Annotated in this window: 20 protein-coding genes and 1 pseudogene; 15 read left to right on the top strand and 6 right to left on the bottom strand. The window is 37.5% G+C overall.

Annotated elements, in window-relative coordinates:
• Window positions 1-94: 94 nt before the first annotated feature.
• The 8 genes and pseudogenes from NQZ71_RS14135 to NQZ71_RS14100 all read left to right on the top strand — a co-directional run bounded on the left by NQZ71_RS14135 (window position 95) and on the right by NQZ71_RS14100 (window position 5,522).
• Window positions 95-535, top strand: coding sequence for an SRPBCC domain-containing protein (locus NQZ71_RS14135; protein ID WP_317010892.1), 441 nt, complete (start codon window positions 95-97; stop codon window positions 533-535).
• 162 nt (window positions 536-697) lie between these two features.
• A complete protein-coding gene (locus NQZ71_RS14130) occupies window positions 698-871 on the top strand; it encodes a hypothetical protein (protein ID WP_275005136.1) in 174 nt (57 codons plus the stop codon).
• A gap of 46 nt (window positions 872-917) precedes the next feature.
• Window positions 918-1,568, top strand: a pseudogene (locus NQZ71_RS14125) (HAD hydrolase-like protein); the annotation flags it as partial.
• Window positions 1,569-1,685: 117 nt separating this feature from the next.
• Window positions 1,686-2,183 carry a GNAT family N-acetyltransferase gene (locus tag NQZ71_RS14120; protein WP_375545281.1) on the top strand — a complete coding sequence of 166 codons (498 nt, stop codon included), beginning with the start codon at window positions 1,686-1,688 and terminating at the stop codon, window positions 2,181-2,183.
• Between the two features lie 289 nt (window positions 2,184-2,472).
• A complete protein-coding gene (gene abc-f, locus NQZ71_RS14115) occupies window positions 2,473-4,107 on the top strand; it encodes a ribosomal protection-like ABC-F family protein (RefSeq protein ID WP_317010891.1) in 1,635 nt (544 codons plus the stop codon).
• Between the two features lie 108 nt (window positions 4,108-4,215).
• Window positions 4,216-4,521 carry a YciI family protein gene (locus NQZ71_RS14110; protein WP_144454672.1) on the top strand — a complete coding sequence of 102 codons (306 nt, stop codon included), beginning with the start codon at window positions 4,216-4,218 and terminating at the stop codon, window positions 4,519-4,521.
• Window positions 4,522-4,552: 31 nt separating this feature from the next.
• Window positions 4,553-5,131, top strand: a complete 579-nt coding sequence (locus tag NQZ71_RS14105; protein ID WP_317010890.1) for a GNAT family N-acetyltransferase — start codon at window positions 4,553-4,555, stop codon at window positions 5,129-5,131.
• Window positions 5,124-5,522 (top strand): VOC family protein, encoded by a 399-nt coding sequence (locus tag NQZ71_RS14100; RefSeq protein ID WP_317010889.1) that lies wholly within the window; start codon window positions 5,124-5,126, stop codon window positions 5,520-5,522. Before NQZ71_RS14105 ends, NQZ71_RS14100 begins: the two co-directional genes overlap by 8 nt.
• A 181-nt stretch (window positions 5,523-5,703) precedes the next feature.
• Here NQZ71_RS14100 and NQZ71_RS14095 read toward each other — a convergent pair whose 3' ends face one another.
• Complete coding sequence (locus NQZ71_RS14095) at window positions 5,704-5,817, bottom strand: bacitracin ABC transporter ATP-binding protein (protein WP_394374111.1); 114 nt, start codon at window positions 5,815-5,817, stop codon at window positions 5,704-5,706.
• Window positions 5,818-6,095: 278 nt separating this feature from the next.
• Here NQZ71_RS14095 and NQZ71_RS14090 point away from each other — a divergent pair, with 278 nt between their 5' ends.
• Entirely contained in the window at window positions 6,096-6,866 is a 771-nt protein-coding gene (locus NQZ71_RS14090; RefSeq protein WP_317010887.1) for a hypothetical protein, read from the top strand.
• Window positions 6,866-7,306 (top strand): hypothetical protein, encoded by a 441-nt coding sequence (locus NQZ71_RS14085; protein ID WP_275005148.1) that lies wholly within the window; start codon window positions 6,866-6,868, stop codon window positions 7,304-7,306. The genes NQZ71_RS14090 and NQZ71_RS14085 overlap by 1 nt, the downstream gene beginning before the upstream one ends.
• 153 nt (window positions 7,307-7,459) lie before the next feature.
• Here the strand turns inward: NQZ71_RS14085 and NQZ71_RS14080 are convergent, their stop codons facing one another.
• The 3 genes from NQZ71_RS14080 to NQZ71_RS14070 are packed head-to-tail and all read right to left on the bottom strand — an operon-like array spanning window position 7,460 to window position 8,426.
• Complete coding sequence (locus NQZ71_RS14080; protein WP_317010886.1) at window positions 7,460-8,044, bottom strand: DUF3231 family protein; 585 nt, start codon at window positions 8,042-8,044, stop codon at window positions 7,460-7,462.
• 12 nt (window positions 8,045-8,056) lie between these two features.
• The gene (locus NQZ71_RS14075) at window positions 8,057-8,230 is read right to left on the bottom strand and encodes a DUF3231 family protein (RefSeq protein WP_317010885.1); all 174 of its coding nucleotides are present in this window, start codon (window positions 8,228-8,230) and stop codon (window positions 8,057-8,059) included.
• Complete coding sequence (locus tag NQZ71_RS14070) at window positions 8,196-8,426, bottom strand: DUF3231 family protein (RefSeq protein WP_317010884.1); 231 nt, start codon at window positions 8,424-8,426, stop codon at window positions 8,196-8,198. The genes NQZ71_RS14075 and NQZ71_RS14070 overlap by 35 nt, the downstream gene beginning before the upstream one ends.
• A 184-nt stretch (window positions 8,427-8,610) precedes the next feature.
• Between NQZ71_RS14070 and NQZ71_RS14065 the strand changes: the two genes are divergently transcribed.
• On the top strand, window positions 8,611-9,801 hold the full coding sequence (locus NQZ71_RS14065; RefSeq protein ID WP_144454678.1) for an RtcB family protein: 1,191 nt from the start codon (window positions 8,611-8,613) through the stop codon (window positions 9,799-9,801).
• Between the two features lie 364 nt (window positions 9,802-10,165).
• Here the strand turns inward: NQZ71_RS14065 and NQZ71_RS14060 are convergent, their stop codons facing one another.
• A complete protein-coding gene (locus tag NQZ71_RS14060) occupies window positions 10,166-10,411 on the bottom strand; it encodes a YkuS family protein (protein WP_144454679.1) in 246 nt (81 codons plus the stop codon).
• Window positions 10,412-10,589: 178 nt separating this feature from the next.
• Here NQZ71_RS14060 and NQZ71_RS14055 point away from each other — a divergent pair, with 178 nt between their 5' ends.
• Window positions 10,590-11,096, top strand: coding sequence for a GNAT family N-acetyltransferase (locus tag NQZ71_RS14055; RefSeq protein ID WP_275005153.1), 507 nt, complete (start codon window positions 10,590-10,592; stop codon window positions 11,094-11,096).
• Window positions 11,097-11,136: 40 nt separating this feature from the next.
• Here NQZ71_RS14055 and NQZ71_RS14050 read toward each other — a convergent pair whose 3' ends face one another.
• Entirely contained in the window at window positions 11,137-12,072 is a 936-nt protein-coding gene (locus NQZ71_RS14050) for an EamA family transporter (RefSeq protein ID WP_317010882.1), read from the bottom strand.
• A 102-nt stretch (window positions 12,073-12,174) separates the two neighbouring features.
• On the opposite strand from NQZ71_RS14050, the gene NQZ71_RS14045 reads away from it, so the two are divergent.
• From NQZ71_RS14045 to NQZ71_RS14035, 3 genes are all read left to right on the top strand, one after another.
• Window positions 12,175-13,059 carry an AraC family transcriptional regulator gene (locus NQZ71_RS14045; protein WP_317010881.1) on the top strand — a complete coding sequence of 295 codons (885 nt, stop codon included), beginning with the start codon at window positions 12,175-12,177 and terminating at the stop codon, window positions 13,057-13,059.
• 77 nt (window positions 13,060-13,136) lie between these two features.
• Window positions 13,137-13,487: a cupin gene (locus tag NQZ71_RS14040; protein ID WP_260055680.1), complete on the top strand. Its 351-nt coding sequence runs from the start codon at window positions 13,137-13,139 to the stop codon at window positions 13,485-13,487.
• A gap of 4 nt (window positions 13,488-13,491) precedes the next feature.
• A complete protein-coding gene (locus NQZ71_RS14035) occupies window positions 13,492-14,271 on the top strand; it encodes an arylamine N-acetyltransferase family protein (protein WP_317010880.1) in 780 nt (259 codons plus the stop codon).
• The last annotated feature ends 16 nt before the right edge of the window (window positions 14,272-14,287 follow it).

The raw sequence follows: 14,287 nt of genomic DNA, 5'->3' as shown, positions 1-14,287 counted from the left end.
CATTGATGTACTCTCTTTTATTTACTGCAAAAGGCAGTTTGGTTTAGCTTATTGCCTGTGATATGATAGCTAAAAAACAAGGAGGGGCGATAAAGTGTTAACAGAGGTAACGGTTAAACTGCAAATAAGCAAACCTGCTGAGGAAGTGTTTGTAGCGATAATAAATCCAGAAAAGATTGGTAACTACTGGTTTAGTTCTAGCTCCGAAAAGTGGACAGAAGGAAACACAGTACTATTGAGATACGAGGAGTATCAGGCAGAAGTTGCTATTCGTATAATGGAAGTAGCAGAAAAGGAGAAAATCGTGTTCGCATGGGGTGAAAAGCACGAAGAAACAATCGTTTCCATCACACTTAAAGAGCATAACTTGAAAACAGTTTTGGAAGTGAAAGAATCAGGCTTTAAAGAAGACGATCCCTTGTTAGTGGAAAAGCTGCTCAACCAAAAGGAAGGCTGGGTCTATACCATCACATGCCTAAAAGCCTATTTGGAGCATGGTATTCATGATTTGAGAGCGTCATTAGTATTTGGATAATTGTGCAAAAAGCTGCTGAATGAAGCAGCTTTTTGTATTTATTTTCATGAACTAAGCACTATTCAGATTTCAGTAGTTGTAACTTTTTATTTACATAAATTACTAAAAGAGAATATGATAGAATTAAAGATTTACTTATAACAAAGTTAGGAGTCATTTATCATGAATAAGGTTGTCTCAGCAGTCCTAATAAGCGTATTAGTAGCTTTCATTGTTCCCGCAATTCCGTATGTGGCAGAGGTTTTAAGATATGAAATCCATGGCATGTTAACAGTAGCCATATTTGTGATGCTAGTTTTTATCTATAAAGAGCTGGTTGACAGAAGAAAAGAGTAGTGTTGTATATTGTTGGAATTTATTACTACTCTTACATTTATATATAATGGTTACTAGAAAGGGAGAGGATACCGCAATGAGTTCATATAAGGTCATTTTGTTTGATTTAGATGGGACACTCTCAGATCCGAAGGTTGGTATTACGAAATCGGTGCAATATGCGTTGAGCATGCTTGATAGACAAGTGCCGGATTTGGATGATTTAGAATGCTTTATTGGCCCACCTTTGCATGTGTCTTTTGCTGATTTTTATGGATTTGATAAGGAAACAATTCAAAAGGGGATTCATTTTTACAGAGAAAGATATAAAGAGACTGGCATGTATGAAAATTTGCTTTATCCAGAAATGGCAGGCTTGCTCCAAAAATTAAAGGACCAAGGTTGTATTCTTGCTATAGCTACATCTAAATGGACAGCATTTGCAGAAAAAATAGCAGAATATTTTAACATTTTTTCCTATTTTGATGTTATTGTCGGAAGTAATCAAGATGGAACAAGGTCAGAAAAAGCAGAGATTATTGAATACATACTTAAGCTTTACAAGGACTTTTCACTGCAAGACTTTATTATGATTGGTGACAGGAAGTATGATTTAATAGGTGCAAATAACACGGGCATAGATTCAATAGCTGTTACATATGGATATGGTGCAAGAGAAGAATTAACTGCGTGCAGTCCCACATTTCTTGCAAATAGTGTGCAAGACTTAGAGAGAATTTTGCTTGGGGAAACTCCAAGCCGTGTTGTGTCTTATAAAGAAGCAAACGTGATTATTAGACAGATAACGAAAAACGACCTTTATCCTCTTTGGGAAATGGCATATAAAGAGGAAGACCCGGAATGGAAAAAATGGGATGCTCCTTATTTTGCGCATCAGGCAATTTCATGGGATGACTTTCAAAAGCAAAAAGACAAGTATCTTTATCAAGATGATTTTTGGGCGATAGAGACAGATGGAAAGCTTATCGGAACTGTCAGCTATTATTGGGAGCATAAGCCATCAAACTGGCTTGAAATGGGAATCGTCCTATATGATCCAAAGTTTTGGAGCGGTGGATATGGTACAAGGGCGCTGAAGCTGTGGATAAACCATCTATTTCAAACACTTCCACTTGTAAGAGTCGGCTTTACGACTTGGTCAGGCAATAGGCGCATGATGAAGGTCGGGGAAAAGCTTGGAATGCAGCTCGAAGCGCGGTTAAGAAAATGCCGTTTCTATAATGGTGTTTACTATGATTCAATTCGTATGGGATTGCTGCGGGAAGAATGGGAAAAGAATAAACGACAGCTTGATAATACTGTTATTAATTGAGGACCATAACCTCTTTTGCAGAATTGCCCATTGCATCCTAAAAAGAGGTTATGCTACACTTATATTACTAAAGCAGAAGGGATGATGGGTGGCCGATGGATAACTAATCTTATTTTTTCAGTTGAAATGCATAATGCAAATTAAACTAAAATAGGATTAGTCTGCCCATTTTCTATATAGCTGTTTTAAAACAGCTTATTTCATGATGCTTAAAATGTCCGGCTAATCCTTCCAAAATTTATTTTGGGAGGATTTTTTTGTCCTCCCTATGAAATGAGGGATTGATTATATGAAAGAAATAATGAAATTGCATAATATAAGGTATGAGGTGGCAGATCAGCTCCTGTTTGAAAAGGTAAATGCATCAGTTCAGCATGAAGATGTCATAGGGATTATCGGCAATAATGGTGCCGGTAAATCAACACTATTACATTTATTAAACGAAGATATTAAGCCTGCTGACGGGCAAATACAGTGGCTTAATCAAGGTTTGGATGTTGTCTTTGTTGTTCAGGAGGCAAAAACATATTTTTCAGCAAATAAATCTGTCGAGGAAACAAGACTTCTTGAAAAATGGTCTGTGCCTGTTTTGCCATATGAACATTTAAGCGGCGGTGAAAAATTGAAAGTCAGGCTTGCACAAGGCTTTGCAAGTGAAGCAGATCTCTTGCTGTTAGACGAACCGACGAATCACCTTGACAGCCAAAGTCTTGATTTGCTGCAAAAACAGATAAAGGAATATAAAGGAACGATTATTTTAGTTTCCCATGACCGCTACTTTCTTGATGCTGTTGCCACAAAAATCTGGGCAATAGAGGATAAGAAGCTTATAGAGCATAAGGGGAATTATTCTGACTATATGAAGGCCCGCAATGCGAAGAGATTGGTGCAGCAACGAGAATATGAAAAACAGCAAAAAATGACTGAACAAATTCAAGGTCAAATAAAAGAGTTGAATACATGGTCACAAAAGGCTCATGCGCAGTCAACAAAAAAAGAAGGCGTGAAGGAATACTATCGTGTTAAAGCAAAGCGTATGGATGCTCAAGTAAAATCAAAACAAAAACGTTTAGAAAAGGAACTCGCAAAGCGGAATGTCGAGCCTGTTACAGAGGAGCATTCTGTTCAGTTCTCCATTACAGCAAACAATAAGGTTGGCAAACGTTTTTTAGAAGTGAAAGGGTTGTCGAAATCATTTGGTGAACGCACCTTGTTTCAGGATGTACATTTTACAATTAAACATGGAGAAAGAATTGCCCTTACAGGTGTAAATGGCAGCGGTAAGTCCACATTGTTGAAAATGATTGTCGGAAGTGTAATTGGAAAAGGGGATATTTGGGTGTCACCTGCTGCCAGTATTGGCTATTTAACACAGGAGGTATTTGATTTGCCCCTTGATTCAACACCAGAGCAGCTTTTTTATAAGGAAACCTTTGAAGAGAGAGGAAGGGTTCAAACGCTAATGAGGCATTTGGGGTTCACAGCAGCTCAATGGCGGGAACCGATTGAGTTAATGAGTATGGGTGAGCGTGTCAAATGCAAGCTAATGGCATATATCCTTGAGGATAAGGACGTTTTGCTCTTAGATGAACCGACCAATCACCTTGACCTTGCCTCTCGTGAACAGCTGGAGGAGACGTTGTCACAATATAATGGAACGTTGCTTATCGTGTCCCATGATCGCTATTTCCTTGAGAAAACAACAACAAGCCAACTTGTTATAACAGATACAGGAATTCGCAAACAATGGCAAAGTCATGCACCTGCAAGAGATGACAAAAAAGAGCTGAGGCTAAAGCTCGAAACAGAAAGACAAGAGATTTTAGGAAGGCTCAGCTTTATGCTCCCGCAAGATAAAGAATATCCCGAGCTTGATGCTAAATTTAATGAACTAACAAAAATGCTGAAAGAGCTGTCCAACTAAATTACCATTTACATCTGAAAGCTAAAACACTTTTCCAGAAGGAAAAGTGTTTTTTGCGTCGAAGAAATATAAGGAAATACATCCTATTGAATAAAAGGGGAAATGACCATGCAGTTTGTTGTAACAGCATATGACGGTACAGATGAATATGCATTGGAAAGAAGATTGCGTGCAAGAGAAGAGCATTTAAAGTCGGTTGAGAAACGATTTAATGAGGGCAATCATTTATATGGTGCTGCCTTATTGGATGATACAGAAAAAATGATTGGTTCGATGATGGTAGTAGACTACCCATCAAAAGAAGCGCTTGATGAGTGGCTGAAGGAAGAACCGTATGTGACAGGCAATGTATGGCAAAGGATCGATGTTTTGCCATGTAAGGTTGCGCCTATCTTTATGGAGTCTTATAAATAGCGTTTTACTATTAGGAATGGAGGGGGACAAATTGTACTCCGAGTCAAATGATTTTCCTGTCCTGCAAACAGAACGGTTACTGTTAAGAGAAATCCAAAATGAAGATGCATTAGATATTCTCGAGTATCTTTCTGACAAGGATGTCATGAAATATTATGGGATGGAGCCTTTTCAGTCACTAGAGGATGTGCTGGAGGAAGTCGAATGGTACAAGTCAATTCAAATAAAGCAAACGGGCATAAGATGGGGAATTACACTAAAAGAAAATGGCAAGGTGCTTGGCAGCTGCGGATTTTTGAATTGGGATAAGCGTCATTTTCGGACAGAAATCGGCTATGAGCTGCATAAGAATTACTGGGGACAAGGGCTTGCTAGTGAAGCTTTAAAGGCAGTCGTTCAATACGGCTTTGAGCATATGGGACTTGAAAGAATTCAAGCACTGATTGAACCGCCCAACTTGTCTTCACAAAGCTTGCTCAAAAAGCATGGGTTTTTGTGTGAAGGCTTGCTGAGAAGCTATGAATTTACGTGCGGAAAAATGGACGACCTGTATATGTACTCTTTAATAAAAAAAGATTTTAATGGTTGGAGGGCACAAACCAATGACTAAGATAACCCCATTTTTAATGTTTCAAGGAAATGCGGAAGAAGCGATTCGTTTTTATACAACCATAATAGAAGACTCAAGTATAAAGAATGTGATCCGTTACGGTAAAGACGAAGCTGGAGAGGAAGGAAGCATCATGCAAGCTGTCTTCACATTGAAGAACCAAGAGTTCATGTGTATAGACAGCAATATAGCTCATGACTTTGGATTTACCCCCTCATTCTCCATTTATGTTGAATGTGAAACAGAGGAGCAAATTGACCATTATTATCAAGCATTCGTTAGTGGAGGCCATGAGCTTATGGCTCTTGGAGATTATTCCTTCAGCAGAAAATTTGGATGGATTATCGATAAGTATGGGGTTTCCTGGCAGTTTACTCTTCCATTTAATTAATGGATAGAAATAATTTGTAATAAATTTAAAAAAATAGGAGACATTCTTAATAAAGAACGTTATACTAGGATAGTAGGGCTATTTCCAAATGCCTAGAGTAGTAGCTCTAATACTATTGTATTTTGCCATGATAGAATGAGGACTAACATTTTGTCATGGCCCTTTTATACTTCGCCATTAGCTATTCCTCTACAGGCCTTTCCGTTTCATCCCACCCATACAGCTCATTGATTTCCTCTACAAGCTTTTCTAAAAAATCATCTGATATTACTTCTTCTTTTTTCATCTCGTCCAATGACTCCCGCCTTTTTGTTTTTATTTTTGCTAGTACTGGATAAATATATACTTCCGTATACTAATTTTATAAATAAATAGCTGCTTTAGTACATATGGCATATAGTTATTTTACTGATAAAATATCCAGAAATAAACTGTAATGAACATAAAATAAATGTTAAAGAAAATGGAGTAGAGTAACTTTATATAAAGAATGATGCTGCTCGAATAAAAAGAGCTTCTTGGAGAATCATACATAATATACATCTAGAGAAACTGGTGAGTAGGATGCATGATGTGCTAAGAAGACCTCAAGTTAAAATAACATCCTTAGGTAGTAATTATTTGCGTGTAATTAACCCGTATATGCCATTATGGTGGGGAATGGCGATGCCTGGTGCAGGTCATATCATGTTAGGGAAACGATGGAAAGGATTCATTTTATTCCTTTTTGAGTTTGTTGTTAATACAGAAACGAAGCTAAATTTAGCTATTGTCTATTCTTGTACTGGCCATTTTGACATGGCGAAGCAATGCCTTGATATAAAATGTTTTTTTATCTATATCGGTGTTTATATTTTCAATATATGGGATGCATATAGATTAGCAACAGATATTAATCAACTCTCTCAGCTTGCAGCAAGGCTAAAAGCCCCCATACCAGGTCTTCAATTAAGCCTATTTGAAATCAATTATTTTCAAAAGTTAAGTGTATGGATACCTGTTTTTTGGTCAATAATCACACCTGGACTAGGACATTTAATTATCCGCAATATTACAACAGGATTGTACTTAAGTTTTTGGCTGTTAATTACATTAAATCAATCAAACCTGTTAAGCAGCTTCTACTACACCTGCAACGGAGATTATGTTAAAGCAATAGTTGCACTCGATCCACAATGGGCGCTGTATTTGCCTTCGTTATATTGTTTTGCTGTATGTGACAGCTATTATCATACAATCACACTTAACAGTCTTTTTAAAATGGAGCAAGCGCGCTTTTTAGAAAACAACTATTGGAATCAGGCTAATAGAAGAGACTTTTTGAAAATATTGGAGAAAAAATAATGACTGTCATATCTTTGTTTGAACATTCTTTAAAGCTGGAGCTTGCCATAAGTGAACTTGAAAACAACCATATTGGTCGTGAATGCATATTAGCAAAACCTATTTTCCTCGAACAGACAGAATATAGTTTTATTGATCCTTTTAATAATAATGGTATGAATTTATTTTTAGTTTCATGCATAAGCATGATTATGATGCTGTTAGGGACAATTTACGGGTTTGTTCTTTATCTGGGTCCTATTATTTGGGGATTAATCGGTATGGTGGCTGGTGCTCTTGTCGGGATATTGTTGGATTTGTCCATAAAAAAAAGCAAGCGGAAAAAACCAGCACGCTCTCCTGCAGAAGTACTGCTCATCATAAATTGTGAGGAGGATAAGGCAAATATGGTGGAGATGATTTTAAAAAAGTATCAGACATTAGGTATTGTCAGACTGTGAATGTAGAATGTGTAATAGCTGCCTTTTACTTGGCAGCTATTATTTTTTTGATAAAAGAAGTGAGCATTATGTTCGTTATCATAAAATTACATATGAAATGTCAAAGAGTAGGAAGTCACAAAGAAAAGAGCTGCCAAACTCTGGTTAGCATCGTTACTTCTTTTTCTTGGCGAGCAGATTCCAATCGACATTATGTGGAGGCTTTTCCATCCAGCTATTTTCAATTAAAAGGTTTCCTCCATCTTCCGCATAATTTGAAGTCTCCACCATAAGCCGGAAATAGATGGAACCCAAATCATGACGAGGACTGACTGCAATGGAATCCCCGAAGTTTCGGAGCTTTGCTGACGATAGATTGCTGATATGAAAAAGCATCAACTTATCTGAAAACGGAGATATATTGGTTGTTGTCACATTAAATTGACTTGGCATTGTCAGGGGGAGATCTTCTTCCTTTAAGACATTTGAGAAAACAGTATTTTGTTTAACATTTATATGTTTTCCTCGTATAAAGTAGTTCCGAATTTCTTTAGATTCTGCAACCTGACTGAATGCTAGTAAAAGGACTGTTTTCATGGTATTAAACTGGATGTTTGCGAATAACTGGGAAATTTCAAGTCCTGTCAATGTTCGTTTATCACCAAAAAAGCCATTAAAAAAGCTTTGGTCCTGAACCATTTCTTGTGTGTTCATCGTCGGAATATTTGGTGGTCGCACATAAATTCCGGTTTCTAACATTAACTCTGTTACTTAATTGGAATAGTTAGCTGCATCATGCATTGTTTCTGTAATAAATAGCCGAATATCTAATCTCGTTGTATTTGGTAATGTGATGCTGTAAAAGATTAACCCTAGCTTATACATCATGTCTATGCATAAAAGGTAGAAGCTATCGGAAAACAGCCGAGGTGCAGTCAGGTTCACATCCTGCTCTGAAAAACCTGTTGGCAATGGAATATTTTCCTCTTAGTAAATCACTGTCTTTAATAATTTCCTTAATCTGTTTGTTTTGTGCTAAGAAATGCTGAAACATACAGTGAGACATTGTGTTCGCCATATAAAAATTCCAGAGATTCGCTTTTTCAGCAGAGGTAAGTGGTGCTTTTGTATTGTTTTTCATAAGTTTCTCCTAAAGGCATTATTCTACAAAAAAGTTTTCCCATTTATAGGTTTTACATTCATTTCGAAAAAAATGCAGGATTTAATACTAGAAAGAGCGAATTGGCAGTAAAGTATAAATATGGAAGGTTGCAATGGATTGCTGTTTTTAATTGCTGCCTCCAATCCAAAAAAGGAGAATCATTATGTTAGAAATCCAAGGAAAATATAATTATGCGAAAGTTTATACAGATAAAGTGGAAGAAACAGCGATGTCTCAAATACTGGAGCTTTGTGATCAGGAATTTACAAAAGGTACGAAAATACGAATCATGCCAGATACACATGCTGGAGCAGGCTGCACAATTGGTACAACAATGACGATAACAGATAAAATTGTCCCAAATTTAGTTGGTGTAGATATTGGCTGTGGCATGGAAGTAGCAGTCATCGATAAAAATAAAGCAGAAGTGAATTTTGACCAACTGGATGAAGTTATCCGAAAGCATATTCCAAGCGGTTTTTCCACAAGAGAAAGTAGTCAATTTCACCCTTACTCAAAAAGAGTAGACTTTCGCAATGTAGTGGCACCGTTTAACTTGAAAAGAGCCAAGTCATCTGTTGGTACGTTAGGTGGAGGTAATCATTTTGTTGAGTTGAACGAAATGGATGACAAAATTGTGCTTGTCATCCATTCTGGGTCTAGAAACTTGGGTAAGCAAATTGCTGAGCATTATCAAAACTTGGCATATAATGAGCTGTTGAGTTTACATCAGGAAAGGCAAGGCTTGATTGATGAACTGAAAGCAGCAGGAAGGGAAAGTGAAATTGAAGAGACACTAAAGGCTCTGAAACGACCATATGTTAAAAAGGATCTTGCATACCTTCAGGGGAAAAGCTTTGAGCATTATATGAATGACATGAAGATAGCCCAGCATTATGCTTTATTAAACAGAAAGGCAATGGTGGAGGAAATTACTTCCCGTATGCGCTGGAACATATCTGAAAGCTTTACGACCATTCACAATTACATTGATATGGAGCAAATGATTCTCAGAAAAGGAGCAATCTCTGCCAGAAAAGATGAAAAAGTGATTATTCCAATGAATATGAGAGATGGAAGCATTATTGCAATTGGCAAGGGGAATAAGGATTGGAATGAATCGGCTCCACATGGTGCAGGCAGATTAATGTCCAGAACAAAAGCAAAGGAATTGGTGTCATTAGAGCAATTCAAGGATGTAATGAAGGATGTTTGGACGACTTCTGTTAATGAAAGTACATTGGATGAAAGTCCAATGGCTTATAAACCGATGGAGGATATTGTGAAGCATACAGATGATACAATTGAAATTGTCCAAGTAATTAAACCATTATATAATTTTAAGGCAAATTGATAAATATTTCAGGCTGATGAAAAACATTGCTTAAAAGGGGCATGTTTTTTATCAGCCTGTAAGGATTTGGGAGAATTAGAAAAACACATCCACAATCAATATGCCTAATCCGATTAAAAAGATAATCATTTCATTCATCTCCCTTCACACTATATATTTTCATCATATGACAGGATGGAAAAAACTACATTATCTTGAATAGAATATTTACGGAAACAACATGTTCCAATAACAATAGGCTATCATCATGTTTTAGTAAATGGTATCGCCAAAAATGACGATTTTCATACAAACAGGAATGTATTCTGAGGGGGGGGTGGAGGAGAGAAGCCGGCCCGCCATAGAAACGGGCTGACTTGCATTTTTATCTGCTTGTTCGTTGTTCTACCTGCTGACATACTTCATCAGCAGAGAGGCCGTTTGCCTCAATAACAGAGCCTTGCATTTGTGTATCCTGCATGCCCATTACATTAGAATCGACACCTGAAATAACACAGCAATCACAGCCTTGTGCATCTGACTCCTGCTTGAGGTCAACGATTTCATGCCCTTTCTCACGAAGAGCTTCTGAAATATTTGTTAATGCTTGTTCTACACCAATTCTTGCCATATAAATCACCTCCCAAAAAATAAATTTTCCTTAAAAGAACAGAATTATTCTATTTGAAAAAAATAAATGTTTTTGTTATTATAGACTGAAAAGTCAGAAATTTTAACAGTTAGTTTCCTTCCATAATTAAAACAAAGGATAAAAACGAACAAAATATTATTGTATGGGCGGTGGCAAGATGAGCAAGGAACCAATCGTAAAAGCATATTCCGAGCAATATCAAACAGAAGTATTAGACTTGATAATACATATCCAGCAAACGGAATATAATATTCCGATAACAAAAGAAGACCAGCCTGACTTAATGATGATTGAAACATTTTATCAAAGAGGTAAAGGAAACTTTTGGGTTGCGTGTGTGGAGAACAGGGTAATAGGAACGATTGCTTTACTTGATATTGGCAATAGCCAAGTAGCTTTACGGAAAATGTTTGTTGCCAAAGATTATCGCGGTTCAGGATTTAACACAGCAGCTCGTTTGTTGCAGAATTCGCTTGATTGGGCAAAGGAGCGTTCTGTAAAAGAGGTGTTTTTAGGAACAACTCCACAATTTTTAGCTGCGCATCGGTTTTATGAGAAAAACAGCTTTACTAGTATTGAGATGTCGGAGCTTCCGAAAGCATTTCCTCTTATGGAGGTAGATAAGAAATTTTATAAGTATCATGTCGAAAAACAAGCAATTTGAAAGCTGCCGAAGCAACCGGCAGCTTTTTTTCTTCCTTATATCAAATCGAAATGTCATCAGAGGCAGAGGGAGCTGCTTGGCGTTTGCTAGAGGTAAGGAGCAGTACCACACTTATGATGCATGCTGCACCAAGCCATTGGAATAATCCAAAAGGCATATTCAACCAGAAAACAGTTGTTAAACAGGCTGCTAATGGTTCAATGCTGCCTAACAAGCTTGCCTCCTTTGGCATGAGTGTCTCAAGGCTTTTGATGTAGAACCAGAAGGCAATCATTGTTCCAAAAAGGATAACAAACACTAAATAAATAAGCTGTACAGCAGTTATGGAAGCTGGTGCTGTTCTCCAAATCGGTTCAACTATATTTAAGCAAAGTCCGCCGATAATCATTGCCCAGCCGACTACCACTAAAGAGTCGAATTTTTTTAGCAGCGAGCCTGCATTTAATGTGTAAAAGGCAGCAGCTAATCCGGACAAAACACCCCAAACGACAGCAGGGACAGGAACGGAAAGCTCAGAGAAGGTGCCGTTTGTAAGCAGGAAGAAACAGCCTGATAATGCTAGAATAGCCGTGTAGACATCCACCTTAGTCAAACGCATTTTTCTTGTGACAAGATAATACAGCATAATCATGATTGGAGATAAATACTGTAGCAGGGTAGCAACTGCTGCATTGCCATGATGGATGGATGCCATATACGTATATTGGACTGCCAGCATTCCAAAAACAGAAAATAAAACAAGTCTGATGGCAGTGCTTGGCTCCTTCCATATATTAATAATTGCCCTGCGGTTTTTGCTGAAAAGCTTAAGTAGCAACAGGATGCAGCCAGACAAAAGCAGCCTAACAACAACAAGCCAATCAACATTTACCTCATAAGATTGGAACAGCTTCTGGGCAACAGTACCGCCAACACCCCAAAATGCTGCCCCTGTAATCACAAAAAACAAACCTTTTTTTCGATCATTGCTAATCATATTTCTTCCACCTTTATATAAATATATTGTTATAATAAAGCAATAAACCGTTAGAAAATACGTAAATAACATGAAAAAATATAACAATATGGAGGTGACGGTATGAATACAGGCCATTTTTTAATTGATCATAATTTAAGAGAGCTGACAGAGCATCTTACCGTTCTTTTGCCAATTGCATGCTATGAAACAACAATTAACCAAAACATTCAAGGCCATATTCCCCTTCATTGGCATGATGAGCTGCAATTTGTATACATGAAGAAGGGTGAAGCCATATTTCACATAAATGGGGAAAGAATGGAATTATTAGAAGGAAACGGACTGTTTATTAACAGCGGCTTACTTCATATGGCAGAAGAAAAGACAGAAGCTGCTTCCTATATATGCATGAATGTAGCACCTTCTTTTGTTTTGTCACAAGAGCTGTTTTCCACCTTTGTGTATCCTTATGTACAAGCAAGCAACCTTGCATATGTCAGCATTGATGGCAAAAAGGAATGGGGGAAAATCATTCTGGAGTCAATTCTAGAAACTAAACGTTTGCTAAATGAAAAACAGCCTTTTTTTGAAATTGATATAAGTACACAGCTGGCTAAAGCTTGGAAAAGCTTAATGATGCATGGGATACCGCCAGCTTTTAATAAAACAGAGGCGAGTAAAAATGAAAAAATGAAAATGATGCTCGATTGGATTCATCATCACTATGAAGAGAAGGTAAGCCTAGAGGATATTGCTTCTGCAGGTCAATTGAGCCGCTCTGAATGCTGCCGCTATTTCAAAAGAATTTTGAAAAGATCACCTTTCAGTTATTTGGAGCATTATCGCATACAGAAGAGCTTGCTGTTACTTCAAGAAGAGGATGCTAATATAACCGAGGTCGGCTATAGAGTAGGTTTTAATAGCACGAGCTATTTTATTCTGAAATTTCGCAAGGAAATCCAGATGACTCCATTAGCCTATAAAAAACATAAACAAAAATCTTAAAAATAATCTCATAAGCAGTCCATTACCGTACTTGAAATGAACTATGCGATAATAGATTGGACAAGAGGTGGAAGTGCATGAAGAAAATAATGTCATTTAATAAGCTCGCAGGAAAAGAGATTGGCAATTATCAGTCTATGTCTGCTTATTACACCAAAATAATGAGAACAGATAAACCAGTCAATATTGGGATTATCCATATTGAGTCAGGCGGATTGGTTGGCTATCATGAGGCCCCTGTTGCTCAAGCCTTTATTGTTATGGAAGGGAAAGGCTGGATAAAAGGTGCTGATAAGCTAGAACAAGCGATACAGTCAGGTGAGGGCGTTCTGTGGGAAAAAGGAGAAGGTCATGAATCTGGCAGTGAGGAAGGCATGACAGTACTTGTGCTGCAAGGAGAAAGCCTTCCATTAGGAGAAAGGGAGTAATTATATGCAACAAATCAATAAAAGCTTTCGCGAGAGAATCGGCTTTCCTCTTGATGAGGTTATTACATTTCACAATTTAGAATTTGTTCTGGAAAGAATGGCTAAAACAGTACCGTTTGAAAATACAGCCATTATCGAAGGAAGAACAGAGGCTATTTCAGAACAGTACTTAATGGAAAAGGTTATTGGACGACATGAAGGCGGTCTTTGTTTTGATTTGAATCCACTTCTCTACCTGTTTTTACTTGAAAACGGCTTCCAAGTAACCATGTTAAAAGGAATCACTTATGATGCTGCAAATAATGTTTGGAGTAAAACAGGTGCTACACATGCTACGATTTTGCTTGAGGAAAATGGGAAACGTTATATTGTCGATTCAGGATATGGTGCAAACCTGCCGTTAAAACCAGTGCCCCTTGATGGTGAAATTATCCAATCTGAAAACGGTCAATTTCAAGTAAAGCAAGAAGAGACTGAGTATGGAGACTATTGTTTCTATATGAAGCTGAAGGATAAAAGTGAGGATTGGACGTTAGGATATGCCTTTCAATCAACTGTAGCTTTTCGTGATGTTAAGGATATGATCGAAATGCAAAAAAAAATTGTTGAGCATCCTGATTCGCGCTTTAATAAAGGTCCGCTTATAAGCATGTTGACAGATAAAGGAAGTATTGTATTATCACAAGACTCCTTTACAGAATGGGCAGACGGAAATAAACACAAGCAAGAGATCAACAAAGAAGAATTTCTGGCAATTGCAAAGGAAAGATTTGGACTAAGCTAGAAACAGGATGCCTGCG

The organism is Niallia taxi, assembly GCF_032818155.1.
Taxonomy (GTDB): domain Bacteria; phylum Bacillota; class Bacilli; order Bacillales; family Cytobacillaceae; genus Niallia; species Niallia taxi_A.
This window is presented reverse-complemented; position numbering and strand designations above follow the sequence as displayed.

Coding starts and splice junctions, on each gene's coding strand:
- NQZ71_RS14130 (WP_275005136.1), top strand. CDS start 698: ATGAATAAGGTTGTCTCAGCAGTCCTAATAAGCGTATTAGTAGCTTTC.
- NQZ71_RS14060 (WP_144454679.1), bottom strand. CDS start 10,411: ATGGCAAGAATTGGTGTAGAACAAGCATTAACAAATATTTCAGAAGCT.
- NQZ71_RS14055 (WP_275005153.1), top strand. CDS start 10,590: ATGAGCAAGGAACCAATCGTAAAAGCATATTCCGAGCAATATCAAACA.
- NQZ71_RS14065 (WP_144454678.1), top strand. CDS start 8,611: ATGTTAGAAATCCAAGGAAAATATAATTATGCGAAAGTTTATACAGAT.
- NQZ71_RS14035 (WP_317010880.1), top strand. CDS start 13,492: ATGCAACAAATCAATAAAAGCTTTCGCGAGAGAATCGGCTTTCCTCTT.
- NQZ71_RS14085 (WP_275005148.1), top strand. CDS start 6,866: ATGACTGTCATATCTTTGTTTGAACATTCTTTAAAGCTGGAGCTTGCC.
- NQZ71_RS14070 (WP_317010884.1), bottom strand. CDS start 8,426: ATGAAAAACAATACAAAAGCACCACTTACCTCTGCTGAAAAAGCGAAT.
- NQZ71_RS14040 (WP_260055680.1), top strand. CDS start 13,137: ATGAAGAAAATAATGTCATTTAATAAGCTCGCAGGAAAAGAGATTGGC.
- NQZ71_RS14100 (WP_317010889.1), top strand. CDS start 5,124: ATGACTAAGATAACCCCATTTTTAATGTTTCAAGGAAATGCGGAAGAA.
- NQZ71_RS14120 (WP_375545281.1), top strand. CDS start 1,686: ATGGCATATAAAGAGGAAGACCCGGAATGGAAAAAATGGGATGCTCCT.
- NQZ71_RS14050 (WP_317010882.1), bottom strand. CDS start 12,072: ATGATTAGCAATGATCGAAAAAAAGGTTTGTTTTTTGTGATTACAGGG.
- NQZ71_RS14110 (WP_144454672.1), top strand. CDS start 4,216: ATGCAGTTTGTTGTAACAGCATATGACGGTACAGATGAATATGCATTG.
- NQZ71_RS14045 (WP_317010881.1), top strand. CDS start 12,175: ATGAATACAGGCCATTTTTTAATTGATCATAATTTAAGAGAGCTGACA.
- NQZ71_RS14080 (WP_317010886.1), bottom strand. CDS start 8,044: ATGTTAGAAACCGGAATTTATGTGCGACCACCAAATATTCCGACGATG.
- abc-f (WP_317010891.1), top strand. CDS start 2,473: ATGAAAGAAATAATGAAATTGCATAATATAAGGTATGAGGTGGCAGAT.